Annotated in this window: 21 protein-coding genes; 13 read left to right on the top strand and 8 right to left on the bottom strand. The window is 73.8% G+C overall.

The window, feature by feature from the left end; all coding sequences use genetic code 11:
- Nucleotides 1-460 precede the first annotated feature (460 nt).
- Both ACLQ14_RS18230 and ACLQ14_RS18235 read right to left on the bottom strand, forming a co-directional pair.
- The gene (locus ACLQ14_RS18230) at nt 461-2,122 is read right to left on the bottom strand and encodes an HAD family acid phosphatase (protein WP_425815651.1); all 1,662 of its coding nucleotides are present in this window, start codon (nt 2,120-2,122) and stop codon (nt 461-463) included.
- Nucleotides 2,123-2,180: 58 nt separating this feature from the next.
- Nucleotides 2,181-4,295, bottom strand: coding sequence for an MMPL family transporter (locus tag ACLQ14_RS18235; RefSeq protein WP_425815653.1), 2,115 nt, complete (start codon nt 4,293-4,295; stop codon nt 2,181-2,183).
- 138 nt (nt 4,296-4,433) lie between these two features.
- On the opposite strand from ACLQ14_RS18235, the gene ACLQ14_RS18240 reads away from it, so the two are divergent.
- The gene (locus ACLQ14_RS18240) at nt 4,434-5,453 is read left to right on the top strand and encodes a peptidoglycan DD-metalloendopeptidase family protein (protein WP_425815655.1); all 1,020 of its coding nucleotides are present in this window, start codon (nt 4,434-4,436) and stop codon (nt 5,451-5,453) included.
- A gap of 9 nt (nt 5,454-5,462) precedes the next feature.
- Here the strand turns inward: ACLQ14_RS18240 and ACLQ14_RS18245 are convergent, their stop codons facing one another.
- Complete coding sequence (locus ACLQ14_RS18245; protein WP_425815657.1) at nt 5,463-6,368, bottom strand: helix-turn-helix transcriptional regulator; 906 nt, start codon at nt 6,366-6,368, stop codon at nt 5,463-5,465.
- Nucleotides 6,369-6,463: 95 nt separating this feature from the next.
- Here ACLQ14_RS18245 and ACLQ14_RS18250 point away from each other — a divergent pair, with 95 nt between their 5' ends.
- Together ACLQ14_RS18250 and ACLQ14_RS18255 are read left to right on the top strand one after the other, a co-directional pair.
- Entirely contained in the window at nt 6,464-7,948 is a 1,485-nt protein-coding gene (locus ACLQ14_RS18250) for an MFS transporter (protein ID WP_425815659.1), read from the top strand.
- Nucleotides 7,949-8,035: 87 nt separating this feature from the next.
- On the top strand, nt 8,036-8,350 hold the full coding sequence (locus ACLQ14_RS18255; protein WP_425815661.1) for a hypothetical protein: 315 nt from the start codon (nt 8,036-8,038) through the stop codon (nt 8,348-8,350).
- Between the two features lie 31 nt (nt 8,351-8,381).
- Here ACLQ14_RS18255 and ACLQ14_RS18260 read toward each other — a convergent pair whose 3' ends face one another.
- Entirely contained in the window at nt 8,382-10,703 is a 2,322-nt protein-coding gene (locus ACLQ14_RS18260) for a glycoside hydrolase family 3 C-terminal domain-containing protein (protein WP_425815663.1), read from the bottom strand.
- A gap of 46 nt (nt 10,704-10,749) precedes the next feature.
- A complete protein-coding gene (locus tag ACLQ14_RS18265) occupies nt 10,750-11,019 on the bottom strand; it encodes a hypothetical protein (RefSeq protein ID WP_425815665.1) in 270 nt (89 codons plus the stop codon).
- A gap of 192 nt (nt 11,020-11,211) precedes the next feature.
- Between ACLQ14_RS18265 and ACLQ14_RS18270 the strand changes: the two genes are divergently transcribed.
- Complete coding sequence (locus ACLQ14_RS18270) at nt 11,212-11,769, top strand: hypothetical protein (protein ID WP_425815667.1); 558 nt, start codon at nt 11,212-11,214, stop codon at nt 11,767-11,769.
- Between the two features lie 111 nt (nt 11,770-11,880).
- A complete protein-coding gene (locus tag ACLQ14_RS18275) occupies nt 11,881-12,558 on the top strand; it encodes an SRPBCC domain-containing protein (RefSeq protein WP_425815669.1) in 678 nt (225 codons plus the stop codon).
- 124 nt (nt 12,559-12,682) lie between these two features.
- Here the strand turns inward: ACLQ14_RS18275 and ACLQ14_RS18280 are convergent, their stop codons facing one another.
- Nucleotides 12,683-13,297 carry an XRE family transcriptional regulator gene (locus tag ACLQ14_RS18280; protein WP_425815671.1) on the bottom strand — a complete coding sequence of 205 codons (615 nt, stop codon included), beginning with the start codon at nt 13,295-13,297 and terminating at the stop codon, nt 12,683-12,685.
- A 71-nt stretch (nt 13,298-13,368) separates the two neighbouring features.
- Here ACLQ14_RS18280 and ACLQ14_RS18285 point away from each other — a divergent pair, with 71 nt between their 5' ends.
- The 4 genes from ACLQ14_RS18285 (at nt 13,369) to ACLQ14_RS18300 (ending at nt 18,276) form a co-directional block, all read left to right on the top strand.
- Nucleotides 13,369-14,373 (top strand): NAD(P)/FAD-dependent oxidoreductase, encoded by a 1,005-nt coding sequence (locus ACLQ14_RS18285; RefSeq protein WP_425815673.1) that lies wholly within the window; start codon nt 13,369-13,371, stop codon nt 14,371-14,373.
- 24 nt (nt 14,374-14,397) lie between these two features.
- Entirely contained in the window at nt 14,398-14,898 is a 501-nt protein-coding gene (locus ACLQ14_RS18290) for an NUDIX hydrolase (protein WP_425815675.1), read from the top strand.
- Nucleotides 14,899-15,027: 129 nt separating this feature from the next.
- Nucleotides 15,028-16,281 carry a D-arabinono-1,4-lactone oxidase gene (locus tag ACLQ14_RS18295; protein WP_425815677.1) on the top strand — a complete coding sequence of 418 codons (1,254 nt, stop codon included), beginning with the start codon at nt 15,028-15,030 and terminating at the stop codon, nt 16,279-16,281.
- Nucleotides 16,282-16,848: 567 nt separating this feature from the next.
- Nucleotides 16,849-18,276, top strand: coding sequence for a DUF222 domain-containing protein (locus tag ACLQ14_RS18300; protein ID WP_425815783.1), 1,428 nt, complete (start codon nt 16,849-16,851; stop codon nt 18,274-18,276).
- A 79-nt stretch (nt 18,277-18,355) separates the two neighbouring features.
- Here the strand turns inward: ACLQ14_RS18300 and ACLQ14_RS18305 are convergent, their stop codons facing one another.
- Both ACLQ14_RS18305 and ACLQ14_RS18310 read right to left on the bottom strand, forming a co-directional pair.
- Nucleotides 18,356-18,679, bottom strand: a complete 324-nt coding sequence (locus tag ACLQ14_RS18305; RefSeq protein WP_425815679.1) for a transcriptional regulator — start codon at nt 18,677-18,679, stop codon at nt 18,356-18,358.
- Entirely contained in the window at nt 18,676-19,266 is a 591-nt protein-coding gene (locus tag ACLQ14_RS18310; protein WP_425815681.1) for a hypothetical protein, read from the bottom strand. Before ACLQ14_RS18310 ends, ACLQ14_RS18305 begins: the two co-directional genes overlap by 4 nt.
- Before the next feature lie 64 nt (nt 19,267-19,330).
- Here ACLQ14_RS18310 and ACLQ14_RS18315 point away from each other — a divergent pair, with 64 nt between their 5' ends.
- The 4 genes from ACLQ14_RS18315 to ACLQ14_RS18330 all read left to right on the top strand — a co-directional run bounded on the left by ACLQ14_RS18315 (nt 19,331) and on the right by ACLQ14_RS18330 (nt 22,449).
- Nucleotides 19,331-19,834, top strand: a complete 504-nt coding sequence (locus ACLQ14_RS18315) for a hypothetical protein (protein ID WP_425815683.1) — start codon at nt 19,331-19,333, stop codon at nt 19,832-19,834.
- A gap of 45 nt (nt 19,835-19,879) precedes the next feature.
- Nucleotides 19,880-20,521 carry an FMN-dependent NADH-azoreductase gene (locus ACLQ14_RS18320; RefSeq protein ID WP_425815685.1) on the top strand — a complete coding sequence of 214 codons (642 nt, stop codon included), beginning with the start codon at nt 19,880-19,882 and terminating at the stop codon, nt 20,519-20,521.
- Nucleotides 20,522-20,629: 108 nt separating this feature from the next.
- Nucleotides 20,630-21,646, top strand: a complete 1,017-nt coding sequence (locus tag ACLQ14_RS18325) for an ATP-binding cassette domain-containing protein (protein WP_425815687.1) — start codon at nt 20,630-20,632, stop codon at nt 21,644-21,646.
- A complete protein-coding gene (locus tag ACLQ14_RS18330) occupies nt 21,643-22,449 on the top strand; it encodes an ABC transporter permease (protein ID WP_425815689.1) in 807 nt (268 codons plus the stop codon). The genes ACLQ14_RS18325 and ACLQ14_RS18330 overlap by 4 nt, the downstream gene beginning before the upstream one ends.
- Nucleotides 22,450-22,451 lie beyond the last annotated feature (2 nt).

The following is a 22,451-nucleotide window of genomic DNA, read 5'->3' on the forward strand; positions in this document are numbered from 1 at the left end:
AGCAACCCATCGAGGGTTAAAAATTGGCATTGACTATCAAGCACACTGTTGAGTTCTCAAGAAACGGACGCTCACCCCGTTCCGGCCTTTCGACCTTCTCCGTGGCGACTCCTGAATCTTATGCGCATCTCGCCGTCGCGATCAAATCCGCTGGATTTCGATCTGCTGGGCGGGATCCGAAGAAGATCCGTCCTCCACGTAGCACCGAGGCACGCAAAATGCCCTGGAACTCTTGGTGAAGGGTTGCCCTCCCGTGGTGGACAGCCTCGCCGCTCTTCCGAGCCGGCTCGTCCGTCCCTCTCTTCCGGGGGGATGACTAGCGTAGCACCCTCCCGGGGCCGGCTCGACCACACCGGGAGTCCAGACGGGGCGAGCGTCTCGCGGCCGCCGGATGACGCCGTCGTGCGGGCCGTCGCGAGGCCCGGGCGCTCGGCCCGCGGCCCCGCGACGGCGCCCACCCTCAGGGCAGGTAGTACGTCGGGTTGGGCAGCTTGATCGCGCGGTCGGCGTGGCCGCCGATCAGGTCGGAGTACTGGTCCCCGAAGTTGGCCACGACGTCGTAGCCGCCGCCCGCCGCGGACTCCACGTGGGCACGGGTCTGCGACTTGTACTCGATCGTCGTGCACCTGGCCGCCGCGCACGTCACGTACGACGGCTGCTGCGACGCCCCGACCCCGGTCCACTTGGTGTAGTAGTTCGCTGCTGTGAAGCCCTGGTAGCCGACGGCCTGCAGGTTGCCGAGGGTGGCGGCCTTCTGGTCGTCGTTGCGGCCTGTGAGCCCGACGATCGTGCAGCCCGCCCGCTGCGCCGTCGCGACGAGCGAGACCATGCCGGGCGTCGCGGCGAACTTCTCGGCCTGGACCCACACGTCCTGCTCGGCCGGGTCGAAGACGAACTTCATGTCCCCGACCTCCATGTCGTACGTCCACAGCGTCGTGTCGTCCGCGTCGAGCACGATCGCCGGGTTCCGGTGCAGCAGCCTGCCGACGGCGCACTGTGCGGCGACCTGCGGGGCGAGCCGCTGCGTCAGGCGCTTCATCTCCGTGAGGTACGGGGACGACGTCGTGCTGGCGAGGCCCGTGCCCGGGTCGCCGTAGTACGTGGCGATCGTCTTCTTCACGGCGTCGATGTTGGGGATGCCCTCGCCGCCCTGGGTGAGCCCGCTCGACCCGTCCGGCTTCATCGTGAAGCGCGTGCGCGGCGCGAGCCGCGGCTCGTGCCTGCCCGGCAGGTCCGCGGACGGCAGGTAGTAGGTCGGGTTCGGCAGCTTGAGGGTGCGGTCGGCGTAGCCGCCCTGCAGGTCGGACCACTGGTCGCCCACGTTGAGCGTGATCGTGTACCCGAGGTCCTCGATGTGCTTGCGCGTGAGGGCCTTGTACTCGACCGTCGTGCACGACGCCGCCCGGCACGTGATGTACGACGGCTGCTGCGAGGCGCCCTTCCCGGTCCACTTGGTGTAGAAGTTCGCGGGTGTGAAGCCCCGGTAGCCCACCTTCTGCAGGTTCGCGACGGTCGCGGCCTTCTGGTCGTCGTTGCGGCCCGTCAGCCCGAAGATCGTGAAGCCCATCGCCTGCGCCGTGTTGACGAACCGCACCATCGACGGCGTCGCCGGGAACTTCTGGCCCTGGACCCACACGTCCTGCTCGGCCGGGGTGAAGACGAACTTCATGTCCCCGACCTCCATGTCGTACGTCCACAGGGTCGTGTCGTCGGCGTCGAGGACGATCGCGGGCTTCTCGTGGTGGCGGCGCGCGTCGGCCAGGATCTTCGGCAGCTGCCGCAGCTCCTTCGCGACGATCGCGTCCATCTCGCCGATGTACGGCGACGTCGCCTTGTCGGCGATGCCCGTGCCCGGGTCGCCGTAGTAGGCGGCGATCGTCTTCTTCACCGAGTCGATGTTGGGGATGCCCTCGCCGCCCTGGGTGAGGCCGCTCGACCCGTCGGGCGCCATGGTGAAGTGAGTTCGCGGCGCGAGCTGCTGCGTGCTGCCCGACGACGGCCCCCCACCCGGGTGCCCGCCGCCGCCGTGCGCGGCGGCCGGCAGGACGCCGGCGCTGACGGTGAGACCGAGACCGACGGCCCCGGCGACGAACGTGCTGACGATCCTGCGCGTACTGCTCACGGGGGTCTCCCTCGGCTCGCGGCGATGCGGACCTTCGCGAACGTACCACCCGGTAACTTCACACGACAGACTCAGGGGCCCCCGATCTGCGCTCCTCGCGAGACAGCCGGCTGGGCCACCACATGGCCCGCCCGACGTCGAGGTTCAGGGCCGTGACCAGCACCGACCGGACGATCAGCGTGTCGAGCAGGACGCCGAACGCGACCGCGAAGCCGATCTCCGCGAACGCCACGAGCGGGAGCGTGCCGAGGGTCGCGAAGGTTCCCGCGAGGACCAGCCCCGCGGACGTGATCACGCCCCCGGTGGCTGCGAGCCCGACGAGCGCGCCGCGCCGGGTGCCGAGCCGCGCGGCCTCCTCGCGCACGCGCGTCATGAGGAAGATGTTGTAGTCGATCCCGAGCGCGACGAGGAAGACGAACACGAACAGCGGGAGCGACGGGTCCGCGCCCGCATACCCGAAGACGTGCTTGAAGAACAGGGCGCTGATGCCCAGCGCGGCCCCGAACGAGAGCACGACCGTGCCGATGAGGATGATCGGCGCCGTGATCGCCCGCAGCAGCAGCCCGAGGATCACGAAGACGACGAGCAGGATCAGCGGGATGATCCGCTGGGTGTCCTGCCAGGACGCGTGCAGCACGTCCACGTTCACCGCCGTCGTCCCGCCGACCTTCGCGTCGGCGTCCGGCACCGCGTGCACGGCGTCGCGCACCCGGTCGATCGTGTCGTACGCAGCCTGGGAGTCGGGGGCCGAGGTGAGCGTGCCCTCCAGGTACGCCACGCCGCCCTTGACCACGGGTCTCGTCACGCTCGACGCGTCGATGCCGTCGGTGCCCGCGAACGCGGTGCGGACGGCCGCCACCGTGGCGTCGGCGTCCGCGCCGGTCGCGTCCGCGATCACCACGACGGGCTGGCCCGAGCCCCCCGGGAAGTGCTGCTGCAGCACCTCCTGGCCCTCGACCGACGCCTGCGTGCCGCGGAACGACTCCGCGGTCGACAGCCCGGTCGCGTCGAGCTGGGTCACCCCGAGGCAGGCGACGGCGAGCAGCGCCGACGTCACCGCCCAGGTGCGGCGAGGGCCACGCGCGATGCGCCGTCCGACGTGCGCCCAGACGCCCGTCTCGGTCGGTTCCGCCTGGCCCTCGTGCGGGACGCGCGGCCAGAACACCCACCGCCCGCACACGACGAGGATCGCCGGGAGCAGCGTGAGCATGACGAGCAGCGCGACGACGATGCCGATCGCCGCGACCGGCCCCAGCCCGCTCGTCGAGCTCATCTGCGCGACCAGGAGGCACAGCATCCCGAGCGCCACGGTCGCACCCGAGGCCACGATCGCCGGCGACGCGCGGTGCAGGGCGCGGCCCATGGCGTCGCGACGGTCGCTGTGACGGCGGAGCTCCTCCCGGTAGCGCGCGACCAGGAGGAGGGCGTAGTCCGTCCCCGCCCCGAAGACCAGGACCGTGAGGATGCCGGCGGACTGCGCGTTGACCGTGAGTCCCGCGTTGTCCGCGAGCAGGTAGATCACCGCCTGCGAGACCGTGAGCGCGACCCCCGCCGACAGCACGGGGAGCAGCCACAGGATGGGGCTGCGGTACGTGAGGAGCAGGATCACGATCACCACGCCCGCCGCCGCGAAGAGCAGCGTCGACTCGATCCCCTCGAACGCCTTCGCGGAGTCCGCCGCCTGACCGGCCGGGCCGGCGACGTAGGCCGTCAGTCCCGGCGGGCCGTCGTCGGCGACCTGACGCAGCTCCGCCACGGCGTCGGGCGCCTTGTTCCAGCCGTCCGGGCCGAGGTCCAGCGGGACGACGACCTGCGCGGCCTCACGGTCCTTCGACGGGATCGGGCCCACGACCTCGCCGCCGAGGTCGTCGCGCTGCTCGAACGTCTGCGCGTCCCTGGCCACGGCGGCGAGGTCCGTCGGCGCGAGCGCGCCGCCGTCGGCGCGCACGTAGACGATGACCGCCGGGAGGGTGTTCGGGTCGGTGAACCGGGCGGTGACGTCGAGGACCTGCGTCGACTCGGCCGCGGACGGCAACCAGGTCTTGGCGTCGTTCGACTGGACGTCGGACAGCTTGCCGGCGAGCGGGCCGAGCGCCGCGAGGACGACGATCCAGAAGCCGATCACGGCCCATGCCGTCCAGCGGTGGGTGATCCACGAGGAGATCCGGGGCACCCGACCAGTCTGTGACGTCGCTGTGCCCGTGTGAAGCCCGGGAGCACCTGGATCACCCCCCGAGATTCGGTGGCCCGCTCGGGGGCGGGCCGCCCGGTGGAGATGCGGGGCCCGCGCGTCGGGCGCACCGTGGACGCCATGACCGACCGACGACGACGCCCGGTCCGCAGGGCGACCACCCTCCTTGCCGCCCTCCTCGTGGTCGCGCTGGCCGCTGCGGCCCCCGTGCTCGTCGGGCCCGCGCTCCTCGGCCCGGGCGGTGCGGCGCAGGCCGCCACGACGTTCCGGTCCCCGCTCAAGGCCGAGACGTTCTACACGTCGTCGATGTACGGACCCCGGTGCCTGCCCGTCGCGAACGCGAGCGCGTGGCACCCCGCGATCGACCTGGAGGCGCAGAACAAGGCCCCCATCTACGCCGTCGTGGGCGGGACGGTCACCCACGCCGTCAACCCGAAGAACGGCAACGCGGGCTACGTCATGGTCAAGAGCTCGGTGGGCGGCGTCCGGTACGACGTCGTCTACGTGCACATGGCCAAGGCGACGCAGTACGTGCGCGCGGGGAAGAAGGTCAAGGCCGGGCAGAGGATCGCGCTCGTCGGCTCGTCCGGCCCGGCCACGAGCCCCAACCTGCACCTCGAGGTCTGGAAGGGCGGGTACGGCAAGACCCACATCAACCCGAGCACCTGGCTGGGGGCGCACGGGGTGAGCATCGCGCGGGCCCGGATCTTCGACCAGGGCGTGAGGACGCCGACGAGCTGCACCTACTACGTGACGGCCAGCCGGCTCAACATCCGCTCGGGCCCGTCCACCGGGTACCGCGTCCTCAAGACCGTCTCGCGCAACACAAAGATGATCTCCAAGCCGGGCAAGAAGACGAACAACTTCGTGCCCGTCACCGTCGGGTCGACGAAGGGCTGGGCCAGCGCCGCGTACGTCTCGCCCACGAAGGTCGGGTCGTCCGGCACCACCAAGGTCACGTACGTGGTCACCCACGACACGTGGATGCGCACCGGCCCGTCGACGGGCTACAAGCACGTGAAGGCCGTCAGGAAGGGCACCCGGATCACGGTTGTGTACGCGCACATCAAGCACTCGCGCGACGTGTCGGTCGGGGGCAAGCGGGGCTTCCTGCTCGACACGCGGCTGCGGCGCGCCTGAGCGCCGCCGTCAGAGACAGGCGGCGAGGGCCTCGCGCCGCGCGTCGGGCGACAGGAGCCGCTCGAGCTTCTCCTGCGTGCCCGTGCCGGGCACCGGGTTGTGGAGCACGAGCGACAGGTCCGGCCGCGCCGGAACCTGGAGCTGCGTCGCCTCGATGTAGAGGGTGCCGAGCACCGGGTGCTCGAGCTCCTTCGCGAGGAAGCCCGGCGAGGCGACGTCGTGCCGGCCCCAGCGCTCGACGAACTCCGGGCTGACCGCGCTCAGCTGCTCCACGACCGCGGCGAAGCCGTCGTCCCCGGGGTTCGCCGTGCACGCCGCCCGGAACTGCGCGACGACGGCGTCCGCGTTCACCTCCCAGTTCCGCGCCCGCCCGCGGTACAGGTCGTCCGTGAAGAACGTGACGAGGCAGTTCTGGGGCGTGTCCGGGCGCATGCCGAGCACCACGGCCGACGCCTCGTTGTACATCACGCAGTTCCAGTACCGGTCCATGACGTGCGCGGGGTACGGAAGCCACGAGTCGAGCAGCCGCATGAGCCCCTCGCCGACGCCGCGGGCGTCGCCGTCGACCTCCGCCGCCGGCGGGTTCAGTCCCGCGAGCGCGTACAGGTGCCGGCGCTCCGCACTCGAGAGCAACAGGACGCGCGCCACCGCGTCGAGCACCTGCGGCGAGACCTGGATGTCCCGGCCCTGCTCGAGCCACTGGTACCAGGACGCCCCGACGCCCGCGAGCACCGCGACCTCCTCGCGCCGCAGACCGGGGGTGCGTCGGCGCCCGGCGTCGGGCAGCCCGACGTCGGCAGGGCTCACACGGGCACGACGCGTGCGCAGGAAGTCCCGCAGCTCGGCGCGCCGCGCCGCAGGGGCCCCGGGCCCCGACGCGCTCGGTACGGGACGTACCTCGACCAGCTCGGCCATGCCTGCTCCCCCTCGTGGTGCGACTGCCTGGTGGTGCGGCCACCAGCATAAGCGGAGGCTCCCCACGGATGTCGGCGGAGCCCGAGGCTCGGAGCATGGCAACCGAGACCCTCACCACCGACGAGGCCCGCACGGCCGGCCCGTCGCCCCGCCCGGACCCGACGCGGCCCGACCCGACCCGCTTCGCCCGGCGCGAGCTCCTCGTCCTCGTCGTCCTGTGCGCGGCGCAGTTCATGGTCGCCCTCGACTTCTCGATCCTCAACGTCGCGCTGCCGACCATCGGCACCGACCTGGCGATGTCGCCGTCCACCCTCCAGTGGGCGATCACCGCGTTCGCTCTCCCCTCCGGCGGCTTCCTCCTGCTCCTCGGCCGGACCGGCGACCTGTTCGGCCGCCGGCGGCTCTTCCTCGGCGGGCTCGCCCTCTTCGGCGCCGCGTCGCTCGTCGCGACCCTCGCCCCGACGCCCACCGTGTTCCTCGTCGGACGGGCGCTGCAGGGCGTCGGCGCCGCCGCGATCGTCCCCACCGCGATGGCGCTGCTCACCACGACCTTCGAGGAGGGCCCCCGCCGGGCACGTGCGCTGGGCGTCGCCGGCACGCTGCTCTCCCTCGGCTTCACCGTCGGCATGGTCCTGGGCGGCGTCCTCACCGACACCCTCGGGTGGCGCTCGACGATGGCGATCCTCGCCGTCGCCACGGTGGTCGTCCTGCCGCTCGCACGGCTGTTCCTGCACGAGTCCCGGCACGAGGGCCCGAACCGTCCGCGCCTCGACGTCCCCGGCGCCGTCACGGTGACCGGCGGCCTGCTCGCCGTCATCTACGCGCTGTCGACGGCGGCGGCGCACGGCTTCGGCCACCCCGACGTGCTCGTCGCGCTCGGGGTGGGCGCCGCGCTGCTCGTCGCGTTCGTCGTCGTCGAGTCGCGCACCCGCCAGCCGCTCGTGTCGCTGCCGCTGCTGCGGCGGCGCACCGTCGCCTGGGGGAACCTCGGAGGGCTCGTGACGTTCTCCATGATGAGCACGGTCGTGTTCGTCCTGACCCTGTACCTGCAGGACGTGCTCGGGCTCGACGCGTTCCGGACGGGCCTCGTGTTCGGCGTGCAGGGCGTGCTGTCCGTGGCTGCGGGCGTCGTCGCGCCGCGCTTCGTCGGACGGTTCGGCGCACCACGCACGCTCGTCGGCGCGCTGGTCGGGCAGGGGCTGTTCGTGGCGGGTCTGCTCACGCTCGGCACCGGTAGCGGGTCCGTCTGGCTGGCCGTCGCCGGCGTCTCGGTCGCGTCCGCCTGCCACCTCGGCGCGATCATCTCCTACGGCGTGACCGCTACCTCGGGTGTGGCCGACCACCAGCAGGGCCTCGTCACAGGCCTCGTCACCACCACGCAGCAGGTCGGGATCACCGTCGGCATCCCGCTCCTCGGGGTCCTCGCCACCACCGCCCCGAGCCTGGAGCGCGGCGTCCACCTCGTGCTCGCGCTCGACGCGGCGATCGTCCTCGTGGCGGCCGTCGTCGTGGGCCTCGGGCTGCGGGTGTGGCAGCCCGCGGGCGTGCGCGGCGCGGAGGCGGCGGCGGCCACCGCCTGACTCGAGGCGGTCCCACGTCGCACGAGCCCTCCATCCGGGGGTGCGTGCCGCCTCCCCGCCCGGGCGGGGAGGCGGCACACTGGCCCGATGGACATCCACGACCTCACCGCCGCCCTCGACACCGTCCTCGGCCCCGCCGCCGTCGCGATGCTCGCCGGGTCGACCCGGACCGGCGAGGCGGTCGAGTGGGCCGCCGACTCGGGCCCCCGCCCCGCCCACGAGAGCGAGATGCGGCTGCGCATCGCGTACTCGACGTGGAAGGAGCTCTCGGCCACGCGCGACGAAGAGGCCGCCCGCGCGTGGTTCCGCGCCCCGCTCGACGAGCTCGACGGCGACACACCGTTGGCCGCCCTCGCCGACGACCGCGGCGACCAGGTCCTGCGCGCAGCCGCGGCGGCCTGACTCCCGGGCGGCAGCGAGCGAAGGGAGGTCGTCAGCGACCCGCCGACGCCGCCTCGTAGGCCGCGACGAGCTGCTCGACCTGGTCGCGGGTCACCGCGTCGGTGAAGCTCACGACCTTGCCGATGGGCATCTGGCGGACCATCTCCGCCCAGCCGGCGTCGGCGCCGGGGTCGGAGGCAGCGGCGAGCGGGCCCGCGGCCTCGCCGGCCGCCGCGAGCGCCGCACCCAGCACCTGCGCGCCGACGGGGTCGGTGAGCCACTCGCCGATCGTCGAGGTCGCGTCGAGGTGGTGCGGCGCGCCGTCGCCCTCGGACGTGACGGTCACGCGGCCGCGGACGTCGCGGGACGACGCGCCCACCTCGATGACGAACTCCCCCGCCTCGACCTCCCAGCGGTGGTCGCGGACGGACCAGAAGGCGAACGCGCGGGCGTCGAGGGGGATCACGGCGTCGTCCGAGGCACCGGGTTCCAACGACACCTTGCGGAACCCCCGCAGCTCGTGGGCCGGACGCGGGACCCGGGCTGCGGCGTCGTGCACGTACACCTGGACCACCTCGGAACCGGCGCGCTCACCGGTGTTGGTGACCGTGACGTGGACGTCCCAGGAGTTCGGGCCGCGGTCCGGGGCGGGGACGGCGGTCGGCTCGCCGTACGCGAACGTCGTGTACGTGAGGCCGTGGCCGAACGGGTAGGCCACGGGGACGTGGAGGGTGTCGTAGTAGCGGTAGCCCACGTGCACGCCCTCGCCGTAGAGGACGTGGCCGTCGCCGCCGGGGAAGTTCAGGTACGACGGCGTGTCCTCGAGGTGGTGCGGGATCGCCTCGGTGAGGCGCCCGCCGGGCGAGGCGAGGCCGAACAGGAGGTCCGCGGTCGCGGAGCCGCCCGCCTGGCCGAGGAGCCAGCCCTCGAGGATCGCGGCCGTGCCGTCGCGCCACTCGGTCACGGTGACGGCCGAGCCGTTCGACAGGACCACCACGACCTTGTCGTTCACGCCGACGAGCTGCTCGAGGAGCGCGAGCTGGTCGTCCGGGAGGCTCATCGTGGTGCGGTCGTAGCCCTCGGACTCCGCCGCGCCCGGCAGGCCGAGGAACGCGAGGACGACGTCCGCGTCCCGGGCGACCGCGACGGCCTCGTCCGCGAGCGCCGGGTCGGGCGTGCCGTCGAGCCGGAAGCCGGGCGCGTGGTCGACGCGAGCCTCGCCGGCCGTGGCGCGGATCGCGGTCAGCGCGTCGTCGAGGCGCGTGGGGACGACCTGCGAGGAGCCCGCGCCCTGGTAGCGCGGCTCGCTCGCGAACGCGCCGACGACGCCGATCCGCTCGGTCCCCGACGGGTCGAGCGGGAGCGTGCCGTCGTTCTCGAGGAGCACCGCGCACGACGCCGCGACCTCCCGGGCGAGGGCGTGGTGGGCGGCGTAGGCGGCGTCGTCGAGCGCGGGGTCCTGGGCTGCCAGGGCGGGGCCGGTCCTGTCCAGCAGCGTCAGCAGCCGGTCGACCGCGACGTCGAGGACGGCCTCGTCGAGGCGCCCCTCGCGCACGGCCGCGACGATCACGGGCTCCCCGCCCGAGGGCGGCATCTCCAGGTCCAGCCCCGCGGCCACCGCGGCGACGGGGTCGGACACCGCGCCCCAGTCGGAGACGACGAGCCCCTCGAAGCCCCACTCGCCGCGCAGGAGGTCGGTGAGGAGCCACGGGTTCTGGCTCGAGTAGGTGCCGTTGATCTTGTTGTACGAGCACATGACGGTGGTCGGCTGCTGCGTGGTGACCACGTGCTCGAAGGCAGGCAGGTAGATCTCGCGGAGGGTGCGCTCGTCGACGTCGGCGCTCACGCGCAGGCGGTCCGTCTCCTGGTTGTTGGCCGCGAAATGCTTGAGCGAGCTCCCGACGCCGCGCGACTGGATCCCCTCGACCATCGCCGCGCCGAACGCGCCCGCGACGAACGGGTCCTCCGACGCGTACTCGAAGTTGCGCCCGCACAGCGGGCTGCGCTTGATGTTGATGCCCGGACCGAGGACGACCGCCACCTGCTCGGCGCGCGCCTCGTCGGCGATCGCGGCGCCCACGCGGCGGACGGCGTCGGGGTCCCACGACGACGCGAGCGCCACCGCGGGCGGGAAGCAGGTTGCGGGGTTCGAGCTGCCGATCCCGATCGCGTCCTCACCGCCGGCCTTGCGCAGCCCGTGCGGGCCGTCGGTCACCATGACGGACGGGATCCCGGCGTCGGGCACGCCTTGCGTGTGCCAGAAGTCCGCGCCCGACACGAGCGACGCCTTCTGCTCGAGCGTGAGCCGCCCGATCACGTCAGGGTGGGCGAGCGCCGGGCGCGGGGTAGTGGGCTGGGCGGGAACGGACGTCATCGTCAGGGTGCTCCTCAGCGGTGGGACGGTCAGCGGTGCGCTGGGCTCATCGTGCGCCCGCGGGCGGGGGCGGGTCGAGCCGGGCGGGGAAGGGTCGGGCGCGCCGCAGCACGACCGCGACCACGACCGCGGCGACCGCCCACGTCACGTACACGAGGCTCCGGTGGCCGGCGTGGTCCGCCGCGGCCGCGGTGCCGGCGGCGTCGTCGTACGCGCGCCAGATGGTCCACCAGTTGCCCGCCGCCACCAGGCAGCCCACGGCGAGCACGAGGACCGCCGCCGGCCACCCCCGCCAGGACGCCAACCAGACCCGCATCGCTCCCCCTCCGGCCGCCCGACGATCGGGCACGCACCCATCATGACCTGCACTGACAGCGCGCACCAAGGTTCGTCCCGGCGAACCTGCACCTTCCCTTCCTAGCGTGACGGCGCCGCCGCCGGCGGGCACCGTCGCCGGCGACGGGCCCGCCGGCCCGGACCACCACCGGACCCCGCACGAGGGAGTGAGATGTCCCGCACCCGCACCGCGACGTACAGCCCCGAGCAGACCGCCCGCAGGGCGACGCTCAAGAACGCCACCGTCGACCTCGTCGCGCACCTGCGCGCCTACGACGCCAAGGCCGCGGTCGGTCGCCTCACGCCCGACCGCGGCACCGCGAAGGTCACGCTCCCCGGGTCGCGGCTGCGCTGCGACGTCGACGTGACGCTCGCCGACGACGCGCCGCGGTACACGTTCGAGGACCCCGTGACCGAGGAGACCCGCACCGCCGACGACGTCCGCACCGTCCAGCACGCCCTCGCGCCCGCACCGTCCGCCTGGCCGCGCGTCGTGGGCCGGACGGTCGTCGTCGGGCTCGTGCTCGCCGCCGTCGCGGCAGTCGCGATCTGGCCGATGGAGGCGAGCAAGGACTTCGTCGGCGACCACGGAGCCGTGCTGGCCGCCGCGGTCGTCGGGGTGACCGTCGTCCTCGTGGGCGGGCTCGAGCTGCGCCGCGTGCTGCGGCGTCGGCGGGTCGAGCGGGAAGGGCTCGAACGGCTCGGCGGCGCACCCGCGCGTCGGCGCTGACCGGCCGCTTCGCACCCCGATCCAGCGCGGGCCCCGAGCCTCCGGCGCTACGGTGGGCGTGACGGGTTCCGCCCGTCACGACCCGCCCGCCGCGCACCACCGGAGGACCCGATGAGCGACGCCCCCGCACCCGAGCAGCCTGCGTCGTCGGACGGGCCGCTCGGCACCGTCGCCCGCACCGTGGACGTCCGCGAGGAGAACGGCGCGCTCCGGGACGAGGTGGTGCTCGCGATCACGCTGCCCCACGACATCGACGCCGTCTGGCCCGCTGTCACGCAGGCCGACCGGATCAGCTCGTGGTTCGTCCCCGTCAGCGGCGACCTCGCCGACGACGGCCGCTACCAGCTCGAAGGCAACGCCAGCGGGACCGTCCTCGACTGCCGGCCGCCGCACCTGTTCCGCATCACGTGGGAGTTCGGCGACGAGACGTCCTGGGTGACCGTGGGGCTCGAACGCGAGAAGTCCCCGTCCGGCGACGACGACCACACCCGCCTCGCGCTCTCCCACCTCCTCCCCCGCGCGCCGCAGTGGGACGCCTACGGCCCCGGCGCCGTCGGGATCGGATGGGACCTCGCGCTCGTCGGGCTCGTGCGCTACCTCGCGACCCGGTCCGCCGGGACCGCGCAGGACTCGACCGCCTGGCTCGCGTCGCCCGACGGCGTCGCGTTCGTCCGGCACTCCGGGCGCGAGTGGGGGCACGCGCACGCCGCGTCCGGCGTCGACGAGGACGCCGCGCTCGCCGCCGCCGCGCGGACCGTCGCCGCGTACCTGGGCGAGCCGGGCGTCTGACTCGCGAACGCGCTTACGGCGTCTATCGTCGGAACGAGCCACGCCATCGCGGTGGTCGTGGAAGTGAGCCTCGGGAGAGGCTGCCGGACGGCGGGGCCCGGGGCTCGCGTGGTCTTGAACGCCGTCAACCCTCTCGGACGTGCACCTGCTCGCCCTGGGGGCCGAAGAGGTGCAGCACCTCCGCGACCTCGCGTCCGGCGTTGACGATGGCATGCGGTGTGCGCGTGTCGAACTCGGCGGCCTCGCCGGGCTCGAGGACGGTGCTCCGGTCGGCGAGGTCGAGGCGGACCCGCCCGCTCAGGACGTAGAACCACTCGTAGCCCTCGTGCCGGCCCAGCTTCACGGGGGCGTCGGGGTCGCGACCCGGGATGATCGACTTGAACGCCTGGACGCCCTGGGCGTGCGGGGTCAGCGGCAGGTAGATGCTGCCGTGCCGGCGCACGGGCCGGGGGCGCACGCGAGGGTCGCCGGTCGGGGGCGCGCCGACGAGGTCGTCGAGCGCGACGCGGTAGGTGCGTGCGAGCGGGACGAGCAGCTCGAGGGTCGGGCGCCGCCCGCCCGACTCGAGCCGCGACAACGTGCTCACGCCGACGCCGGTCGCCTCAGCGACCTGGGCCAACGTCATCCCCCGCCGACGGCGCAGGTCGCGCAACCGCGGCCCGACGCCGTCGAGCAGCTCGCGCAGCTCGCCGTCGTCCTCGGCCTCGGTCTCGTGCCGGTGCGATGCGTCCGTCGCCATGCCGTCCCTCGTTGTTGCCGATATCGCAAGCCACCTTGCCATATCAGCGTGGCCGCGGCGACCGTGGAGCCATGACCACCACCCCCGCTCCCCCGAACCAGGCCGCCGACCACGAGACCTGGGACGCCGTCGTCGTGGGCGGCGGTGTCGCAGGCCTCGCGGCCGCCCTCATGCTCGGGCGGGCGCGGCGCCGCGTGCTCGTCCTCGATGCCGGCGCGCCCCGCAACCGGTTCACCGCGCACATGCACGGCGTCCTCGGGCGTGACGGCACCTCCCCCGCCCGGCTGCTCGCCGACGGGCGGGACGAGGTCGCGTCCTACGGCGGCGTCGTCCGGTCCGCGGAGGTGGTCGACGCCCGCGCCGACGAGGACGCCGTCACCGTGACCGCGGCCGACGGCGCGAGCCACCGCGCCCGGCACCTCGTCGTCGCGACGGGCCTGCGGGACGTGCTGCCCGACGTCGACGGGCTCGCCGAATGGTGGGGGCGCGGCGTCGCGCACTGCCCCTACTGCGACGGGTACGAGGTGCGCGACCAGAGGCTCGTCGTCCTCGGGACGGGGCCGGCGAGCGTCGGGCAGGCGCAGCTGATCCGGCAGTGGTCGGAGCACCTCACCTACGTCGTGCACGAGGCGCCCGAGCCCACCAGCGCGGAGCGGGCGGCGCTCGAGGCGCGTGGGATCGTCGTCGAGCAGCACCGGGCAGTCCGCGCGACGGGCGCGCCCGGGCCGGACGGCGAGCACCTCGCCGCACTCGTGCTCGACGACGGCCGCACGGTCGACGCCGACGCCGTCTTCACCGCCCCGGAGCCCCGGTCGGGCGACGACCTGCTCCTGCGGCTGGGTGCGGAGCGGTCCGACGGGGCCGCCGGTCCCGGCGGCGCGCTCCCCGGCGCCGTGCCCGTCGACATGCTCGGCCGCACGACCGTGCCGCGCGTGTGGGCGGCCGGGAACGTCGTGGCTGCTTACGCGAACGTGCCCGTCGCGATCGCGGCCGGCACCATGGCCGGTGCCGGGGTCAACCATGCGCTCATCGAGGAGGAGGTCGCCGCCGCGACCGCCGGGCGGGCCGCAGCCTGACCGTACCCCTCCTACGCTGGCGGGATGTCGACACCGGAGTTCGTCCTGGCCCTGCGGGAGAAGATCGGGCACGACCCTCTGTGGCTGACGGGCGTGACGGCCGTCGTCATGCGGGACGCCGCCGCGGCGGACCCCGAGGTGCTCCTGGTGCGGCGCGCGGACAACGGCGCGTGGACGCCCGTCACGGGCATCGTCGACCCGGGCGAGCACCCCGCCGACGCGGCCGTCCGGGAGGTCGCGGAGGAGGCGGGCGTCGAGGCAGCACCGGTGCGCCTCGCCCTCGTCGACGTCACCGAGCCGGCCGCCTACCCCAACGGCGACCGGGTCCAGTTCGTCGACCTCGCGTTCCGGCTCGAGTGGCGCGCGGGCGAGCCCCACCCCGCCGACGGCGAGAACACCGAGGCGAGGTGGTGCGCCGTCTCGCGGCTGCCTCCGCTGGCGGACGACATGCGGGTGCGCGTCGAAGCGGCCCTCGGAGACGAGGAACGCACGGCGTTCTTCGCGGGCGGCGAGCTCGTGCGCTGAGCCGCCGCCACCAGACCGCGCTCTGCCGACCACGGGACCACCGCCCCGCGGCCACGGGCTGTGGGTCCGTCCGTCCCGACGGACGGGCGCGGAGCCCGTGGTCGGCGAGAGGGGTGGTGGGATGGGGGCATGCAGATCGCGAACTGGGCCGGCAACCATGACATCGCCGGGGCCACGCTGGTCGAGGCGCGCACGATCGAGGACGTCCGGCGTGCGGTCGCGGACGCCGAGCACGTCCGCCCGCTCGGCACCCGACACTCGTTCAACGACCTCCCCGACACCGACGGGACCCTCGTGACCGTCACGGCGATCCCCGCCGAGCCCGTGCTCGACGAGGCCGCCCGCACGGTGACCGTCGGCGCGGGGACCCGGTACGGGGAGCTCGCAGGCTGGCTCGGGGGCCGCGGCTGGGCGCTGCACAACCTCGGCTCGCTCCCGCACATCTCGGTCGGCGGCGCGGTCGCGACGGGCACCCACGGGTCGGGCGACGCGAACGGCTCGCTGTCGACGGCGGTGCGGGGCCTCGAGCTCGTGGGTGCCGACGGGGCGATGCGCACCCTCCGCGCGGGCGACCCCGAGCTGGAGGGGAGCGTCGTGGCCCTGGGCGCGCTGGGCGTCGTCGTGCGGGTGACCCTCGCCGTGGAGCCCACGTACCTGGTGCGCCAGGACTCCTACCGAGGCCTCCCGTGGGACGCGCTGCTGGCCGACCTTCCCGCCGTGACCGGCGCCGGCTACAGCGTGAGCGGGTTCACGAACTGGGTGGACGACGCCGTCGAGCAGGTGTGGGTCAAGCGCCGCACGGGCGTCGAGGGCCTCGAGGACGACGACGTCCCCGACCTCCTGGGTGTACCCGCCTCCGGCCTCGCGCAGCCGCTCATCGTCCCCACCGACGAGGTCAACACGACGCTCCACCTGACGCCGGGCGCGTGGAACGAGCGGCTCCCGCACTTCCGCTTCGACGCGACACCCAGCGTGGGCGACGAGATCCAGACCGAGTACTTCGTCGACCGCGCGGACGCCGTGGACGCGCTGCGCGCCGTGCGGGCCGTCGCTCCGGAGTTCATGGACGCGCTCGTCATCACCGAGCTGAGGACCGTCGCGGCCGACCGTCTCTGGCTGAGCCCGGCGTACGGGCGCGACTCGCTCGCGATCCACTTCACGTGGCGCAACGACCAGGCGCGCGTCCTCGCGGCGCTCCCCGCGATCGAGGCGGCGCTCGCGCCGTTCGGCGCGCGCCCGCACTGGGGCAAGGTCCACCTGCTCGACGCCGCCGCCCTGGCCGAGCGGTACCCCCGGTTCGACGACGCGCGGGAGCTGGTCGCGCGCCGCGACCCCGACGGCGTGCTCCGGAACGGGGCCCTTCAGCGCGTGCTGGGGGTCTGACGGCGCCGGGGTCGGCGCCGCGGTGAGGTCGGGGTTCGTCGACGGTGACCTCGGGTTCGTCGATGGTGCCGCTGGGCGCGTCGATGGTGCCGGTCGGCTCGTCGGGGGCTCGTCGAACGGCGTGCGGACTGCGTCGCTCGTGCGGCCGAGGGGCGGATGCGGGCGCGGAAAATTCGCGGTCCACAGGCCGGGTTGAGGGGTGGCGCGGGCACGAGCCGAACCGGTAGAATCGAACACATGTTCGAGTCCGGGGATGTGTTCGAGGGTGGCGGGGTGGCCGACGACGGCGCCGCTGCGGCTCGTGGGCGCGCCCTGGTGGGCGATGAGGTGCGGGGCGGTGTGTCGCTGCTGGAGGTCGGGTTCGCGAGTCTGGTGGCGGGGGTGCTCGACGCCGGTCGGGTGGACTGGGGCCTGCACGGGTCTCGCCCGGGGGACGGTGGCGGTGACGAAGACGATGCTGCTCGTCCGGGCGACGACGCTGGGGGCGACGCTGGTCCCGTCGTGAGCCTGGGTGGTGCGGGCTTGGGCGGGCTTGATGCGGCGGTTCTCGCGAAGGCTGCCGGCTTGGTGGGTGCTGACCTGTCGGGGGCGAGCGATGACGTCCTGGTCGACGCGGTGGTCGCCTGGCAGCACGTGGTGTCGTGGGCGGTGGCGGCGCAGGCCCGGGTCGTGGACGAGCTGGTCGCGCGGTCGGGTGGTTCCTCGCGCGCGGTCGAGGGCGTGACGCACGAGCTGACGGCGGCGTTGGTGTCCTCGCGGCACACGGCGGGGGTCCTGGTCGGGCGCGCGGTGGGTCTGGGGGAGGTGCCCGCGGTCGCTGACGCGCTCGCCGACGGCCGGATCGACGTCCCGCGCGCAGACGCGCTCCTTACGGGTGGCACCGTCCCGGTGGGGGTGCGGGACCGGGTCGCGACCGAGCTCGTCGGCACCCGGGAAGACCCGGGACCCGCGTCGGGGCTCACGCCCCGCCAGCTGCGGGACCGGTTGCGGCGGGCCGCGATCGAGGCGGACCCGGGTGGTGCCGCGCGCAGGGCCGAGAAGGCGGCCGCGGAGCGTGGGGTGTGGCTCGATCCCGCGCCGGACCAGATGGCCTGGTTGACCGCGCTCCTGCCCGCTGCGGACGCCGCCCGGGTATGGGCCCGGCTGGACGACTCGGCCTGGCGTGGTGTGCGCATGCCGGGTGAGACCCGCACGGTGGGTCAGCTGCGCGCGGACGCGTTGACCGACCTCGTGACCACCCGAGAGGCCTCGACGACGACCGGCCCTGCGACGACCGGCCCTGCGACGACCGGCCCTGCGACGACCGGCCCTGCGACGACCGGCCCCGCGACGACCGGCCCTGCGGCGACGGCCGGATCTCCGGTCAGTGTGGTGGGTGCGGTGGTGAACGTGACGGTGTCGGCCACCACGCTCCTGGGCCTGGACGACGCGCCGGCGCTACTGGGTGGGTACGGCCCGGTCCCGGCGGCGATCGCCCGGGTGCTCGCGGCGGGTGGTGACGCGACGTGGCGCCGGATCCTGACCGACCCGGTCACCGGGGCCGCGACCGACGTGTCACGCACCGGCTACCGCCCGGGCGTGGTGCTCGGAGACCTGGTGCGGACCAGGGACCCGGTGTGCACGTTCCCGGGCTGCCACGTGCCCGCGGCCCGGTGCGACTTGGACCACGTCGACCCGTTCGACCCGGCACGAGACACGAGAGGGCAGACCCGTGCGTCGAACCTGCACCCGGTATGCCGGGCACACCACAACGCCAAGACCCACGGCGGGTGGTCGACCCGCGCCCGCGGCGACGGGACGATCACCTGGACCTCCCCGACCGGGCGCACCTACGACGTCCCGCCCACCCCGACCGACCCGAGCCGCCCGCCCGGCGCCGTGAGCACGCGGACACCACCGCCCGGGCAGGGGACAGCCAGGCCAACACCGGCCGGGCACGCGGGCGACGGACCGACAAGCCCGCCGCCGGACGCGGCCGACGACCCCCCGTTCTGACCGGACGCCACAGGAGCCGACGCGGAGCGCGCGCGACAACGTGCGGTCGGAGATCAGCGCACGGGCGCAGTCCCGGGCGTCACGGCTCGACAGGCTGGCTCGTCACCTCGGCGGGCACCTCGACGATCGCCCGGAGCGCCGCGACATGACCCTCGTACGCCGACCTGCCGGCACGGGTCAGCGACGCCGAGGTCCAGGTGCGGCCGGACCGCTTGGTCTTCTGTACCTTCACGTAGCCGGCGTCCTCGAGGACCTTGAGATGCTTGGAGAGGACGGAGTCGGAGACGTCGAGCGCGTCGCGGACGGTCCCGAAGTCGAGGCCCGCGACAGACGCGAGCATCGCGACGATCCGTAGGCGCTGGGGCGCGTGGATGACCTCGTCGAACCGGGGCGCGGCGGTCATGCGCGAGTCCCGTCGTCGTCCGACTCCTCCAGGAGGGCGAACAGGGCGGCGTCGTACCGGCGACTGAGGACCCAGCACGCGACGCCGGCGACGACGGCGACGATCGGCACGCCGAGCGGGAAGCCGTGGTGCCCGTCGAGGTACGACGCCCCGGCGCTCACGCCGAGCACGACGATGAGCCACGGGTAGATGCCCCGCGGCCGGGGGTTGCCGGTGCCGAGGACGATCCCGGTCCGCCGACGGTAGGTGCCCGCCAGCAGGCCGAGGCCGATCGCCGAGACCAGCACCCCCACGATGAACCAGGGGCGCGGCAGCCCGATCGACAGGACGAGCAACCCGCACAGGACCCCGTACACCGGGTTGTACCAGCGGGGTCCGCGCCGCATCTGCGCGGCCACGAGCGCCTTCGACTCGGCGACCGCATCGAGGGCCGCGCGAGCGTCGAGGGCCGCGCGAGCGTCGAGGGCCGCGCGAGCGTCGAGGGCGGCGCGAGCGTCGCCGGCGACATCGGAGTGGGCGACGTCGGAGTGGGCGTCGGAGCCTGAGCTTGAGGCGGACGGCGTGGCGCCGGGCGAGGCGTTTTCCATGTTGGAAAGCATGCTCGCGACTTTCCATATCGTCAAGTCGCGCGTCCGCGCATACGGTGCCGCCGTGACGCGATTCAGGCGGTCGGCCGGGCGGTCGACAGGGCGGTCGACCTGGGCACACCGCGCCCGCCTCGTCACCCTCGCCCTCGTCGTCGTGCTGTGCGCCGTGATGACCGTCACGACCGTCCACGACCAGCGCGAGCTCGACCGGCGGGGCATCGTCGCGCCGGCCCGCGTGGTCCGGGTGCACGTCGAGCACTCCGGACGATCGAGCACTCGCTACCTCGACGTCGCCATCCCCGGCCTCCCGGGCGCGCACGAGGTCTCCGACTACGACGGGGAGCCGTCCGTCGGCGACGTCGTGACGCTCCGCTACCTCCCTGGCGACCCGGACACGAACGAGCAGGACGGCCACCGCATGACGGGCGACGCCTGGTTCATGAGCGCGCTGGCGGCGGGTGGGGCCGTGCTCGTCGTGGTCGAGCTCCGCGACGGACCGCGTGCGCACCGACGCCCCGCGAGCAGCGGAGCACGCGGACGGCACCGGACAGGCCGCCACCGCGCCTGACCCGACCCGCAGCGGGCACTCCCGGATCCGGCTAGCGTGACGCGCGTGCCGACGCTCCTCCGCCTGGACTCCTCCTACGACGACGCCGCCTCCGTCTCCCGCGCCCTCACCGCGACTTTCGCGACGGCCTGGCTCGCGGGCGGCCCGGACCGCGCCGTCGTCGAGCACGACCTCCGCACCGACCCGGTCGCCCCACCCGGCCGCGGCGCGCTCCACTGGGCGCCGGGCCTCCGCGCGCCGGACGCCGTCGTGCCGGCCGGCGCCGAGGCCGCGCACGCCCGCGTGCTCGACGAGCTCCTCGCGGCCGACGCCGTCGTGATCGGCGCGCCGCTGTACAACTACGGGCTCTCCGCGACGCTCAAGGCGTGGCTCGACCACGTGCACGTCCCGGGTGTCACGGCACCGTTCGGCGGTGACGAGCCGCGGCCGCTGCGGGGGCGCCGGGCGGTCGTCGTCGCCACGCGCGGCACCGCCCACGACGACGACTCCGAGGCCGACGGTCGCGACCACGCGCTCCCCGTGCTGCGCCTGATCCTGGGCGACGCGCTCGGGATGGACGTACACGTCGTCGCCGTCGACCGGACGCTCAGCGCCACGGTGCCCGCGTTCGCGGACCAGCGCGGCCGGTTCGAGGAGCGGCTCGCGGCGGCGACCGCGGAGCTCCGGGAGCTGGCTGCCCGGACCTGACGACGGCGGGGGGCGATGAGTCCGGCCGGGTGTCGGAGTCTCCTTCTACCGTAGATGTGACCCAAATCACATCTATGTGCCCGCCGCAACCGTCAGAAGGAAACTCCGATGGACCCCACGGACCCCGACCTCGCCGTCCGCGCCCGCGGACTCGTGAAGCGCTACAAGGAGGTCACCGCCCTCGACGGCGTCGACCTCGACGTCCCTCGCGGCTCGGTCCTCGGCCTGCTCGGCCCCAACGGCGCCGGCAAGACGACGATCGTCCGCATCCTGTCCACCCTCCTGCCCGCCGACGAGGGCACGGCGGAGGTGGCGGGCGTCGACGTGCTGCGCGACCCGGCCGGCGTCCGGCGTCAGATCGGGCTGTCCGGGCAGTACGCGGCGGTCGACGAGTACCTGACCGGCTTCGAGAACCTCGTGATGATCGGCCGCCTGTACCACCTGGGCAAGCGCCGGAGCGAGCGACGGGCGCGGAAGCTGCTGGCCGACTTCCGCCTCGACGAGGCGGGCGACCGGCCCACGCGCACCTACTCGGGCGGCATGCGGCGCCGGCTCGACCTCGCGGGCGCGCTCGTCGCCGACCCGCCCGTCCTGTTCCTCGACGAGCCCACCACCGGTCTCGACCCGCGCGGCCGCACCGACATGTGGGAGGTCATCCGGTCGCTCGTCTCGGGCGGCACGACCCTCCTCCTGACGACCCAGTACCTCGAGGAGGCCGACATGCTCGCGGACGACATCGTCGTCATCGACCGTGGCCGCATCATCGCGCGCGGTACCGCCGACGAGCTCAAGCGCCAGGTCGGCGGCGAGCAGCTCGAGGTGACGGTGCGCGAGGCCGCCAGGCTCGACGACGCCGAGCGCCTCCTCACCCCGCTCGGGTCCGGCCGACCCTACGTCGACCGCGAACGCCGCACGTTCTCGATCAGCGTCGGGACCGGCGTGCAGGCCCTCACCGCGGCTCTGCGGGAGCTGGAGGGCGCGGGGATCGCGCTCGACGACGTCGGGCTGAGGCGTCCCACGCTCGACGACGTCTTCCTCACCCTGACCGGGCACGCCGCGGAGGACGAGGCCGGGCCCGATGCCCCCGAGGACGCCGGCGCGAACGCGAAGGAGACGGTCCGATGAAGGTCCCGTACGTGCTGTCCGACGCGTACGTCGTCGCGTGGCGCAACATCGTCAAGATCAAGCGCGTCCCCGACCTCCTGGTCTTCACGACGCTGTCCCCGATCATGTTCGTGCTGCTGTTCGCCTACGTGTTCGGCGGGGCGATCGGGCAGAACGGGAACGCGCAGGAGTACCGCGAGTTCCTCATGGCCGGGATCTTCGCGCAGACGGTCATCTTCGGGGCCACGATCACCGGCGCCGGGCTCGCGGAGGACGTCAAGAAGGGCGTCATCGACCGGTTCCGGTCGCTACCCATGGCGCCGTCCGCGGTACTCACGGGCCGCACGCTGTCGGACGTCGTCAACAACGTCATCGTGCTCGTCGTCATGTCGCTGACGGGGCTGCTCGTGGGCTGGCGCATCCGGGACGGCTTCTGGAACGCGGCCGCCGGCTACCTGCTGCTCATCGTGTTCGCGTACGCGGTGTCGTGGATCATGGCGTGGATCGGCATGCTGGTGCCGAGCCCGGAGGTCGTGAACAACGCGTCGTTCATCGTGATCTTCCCGCTCACGTTCATCGCCGTGACGTTCGTGCCGCTCGACACCCTGCCCGGGCCGCTGCAGTCCATCGCCGAGTGGAACCCGGTGTCGGCGGTCACGCAGGCGTCCCGCGAGCTGTTCGGCAACATCCCCGCGGGAACGCCCGAGCCGAGCGCGTGGCCGCTGCAGCACGCGGCCTTGTACACGCTGATCTGGACCGTGGTGATCCTGCTGATCTTCGTGCCCCTCGCGAACCTCCAGTACCGCCGGTCGACGAGCCGCTGAGG

Origin of the sequence: Luteimicrobium sp. DT211, from assembly GCF_049844995.1 — a bacterium.
Classification (GTDB): Bacteria; Actinomycetota; Actinomycetes; order Actinomycetales; family Cellulomonadaceae; genus Luteimicrobium.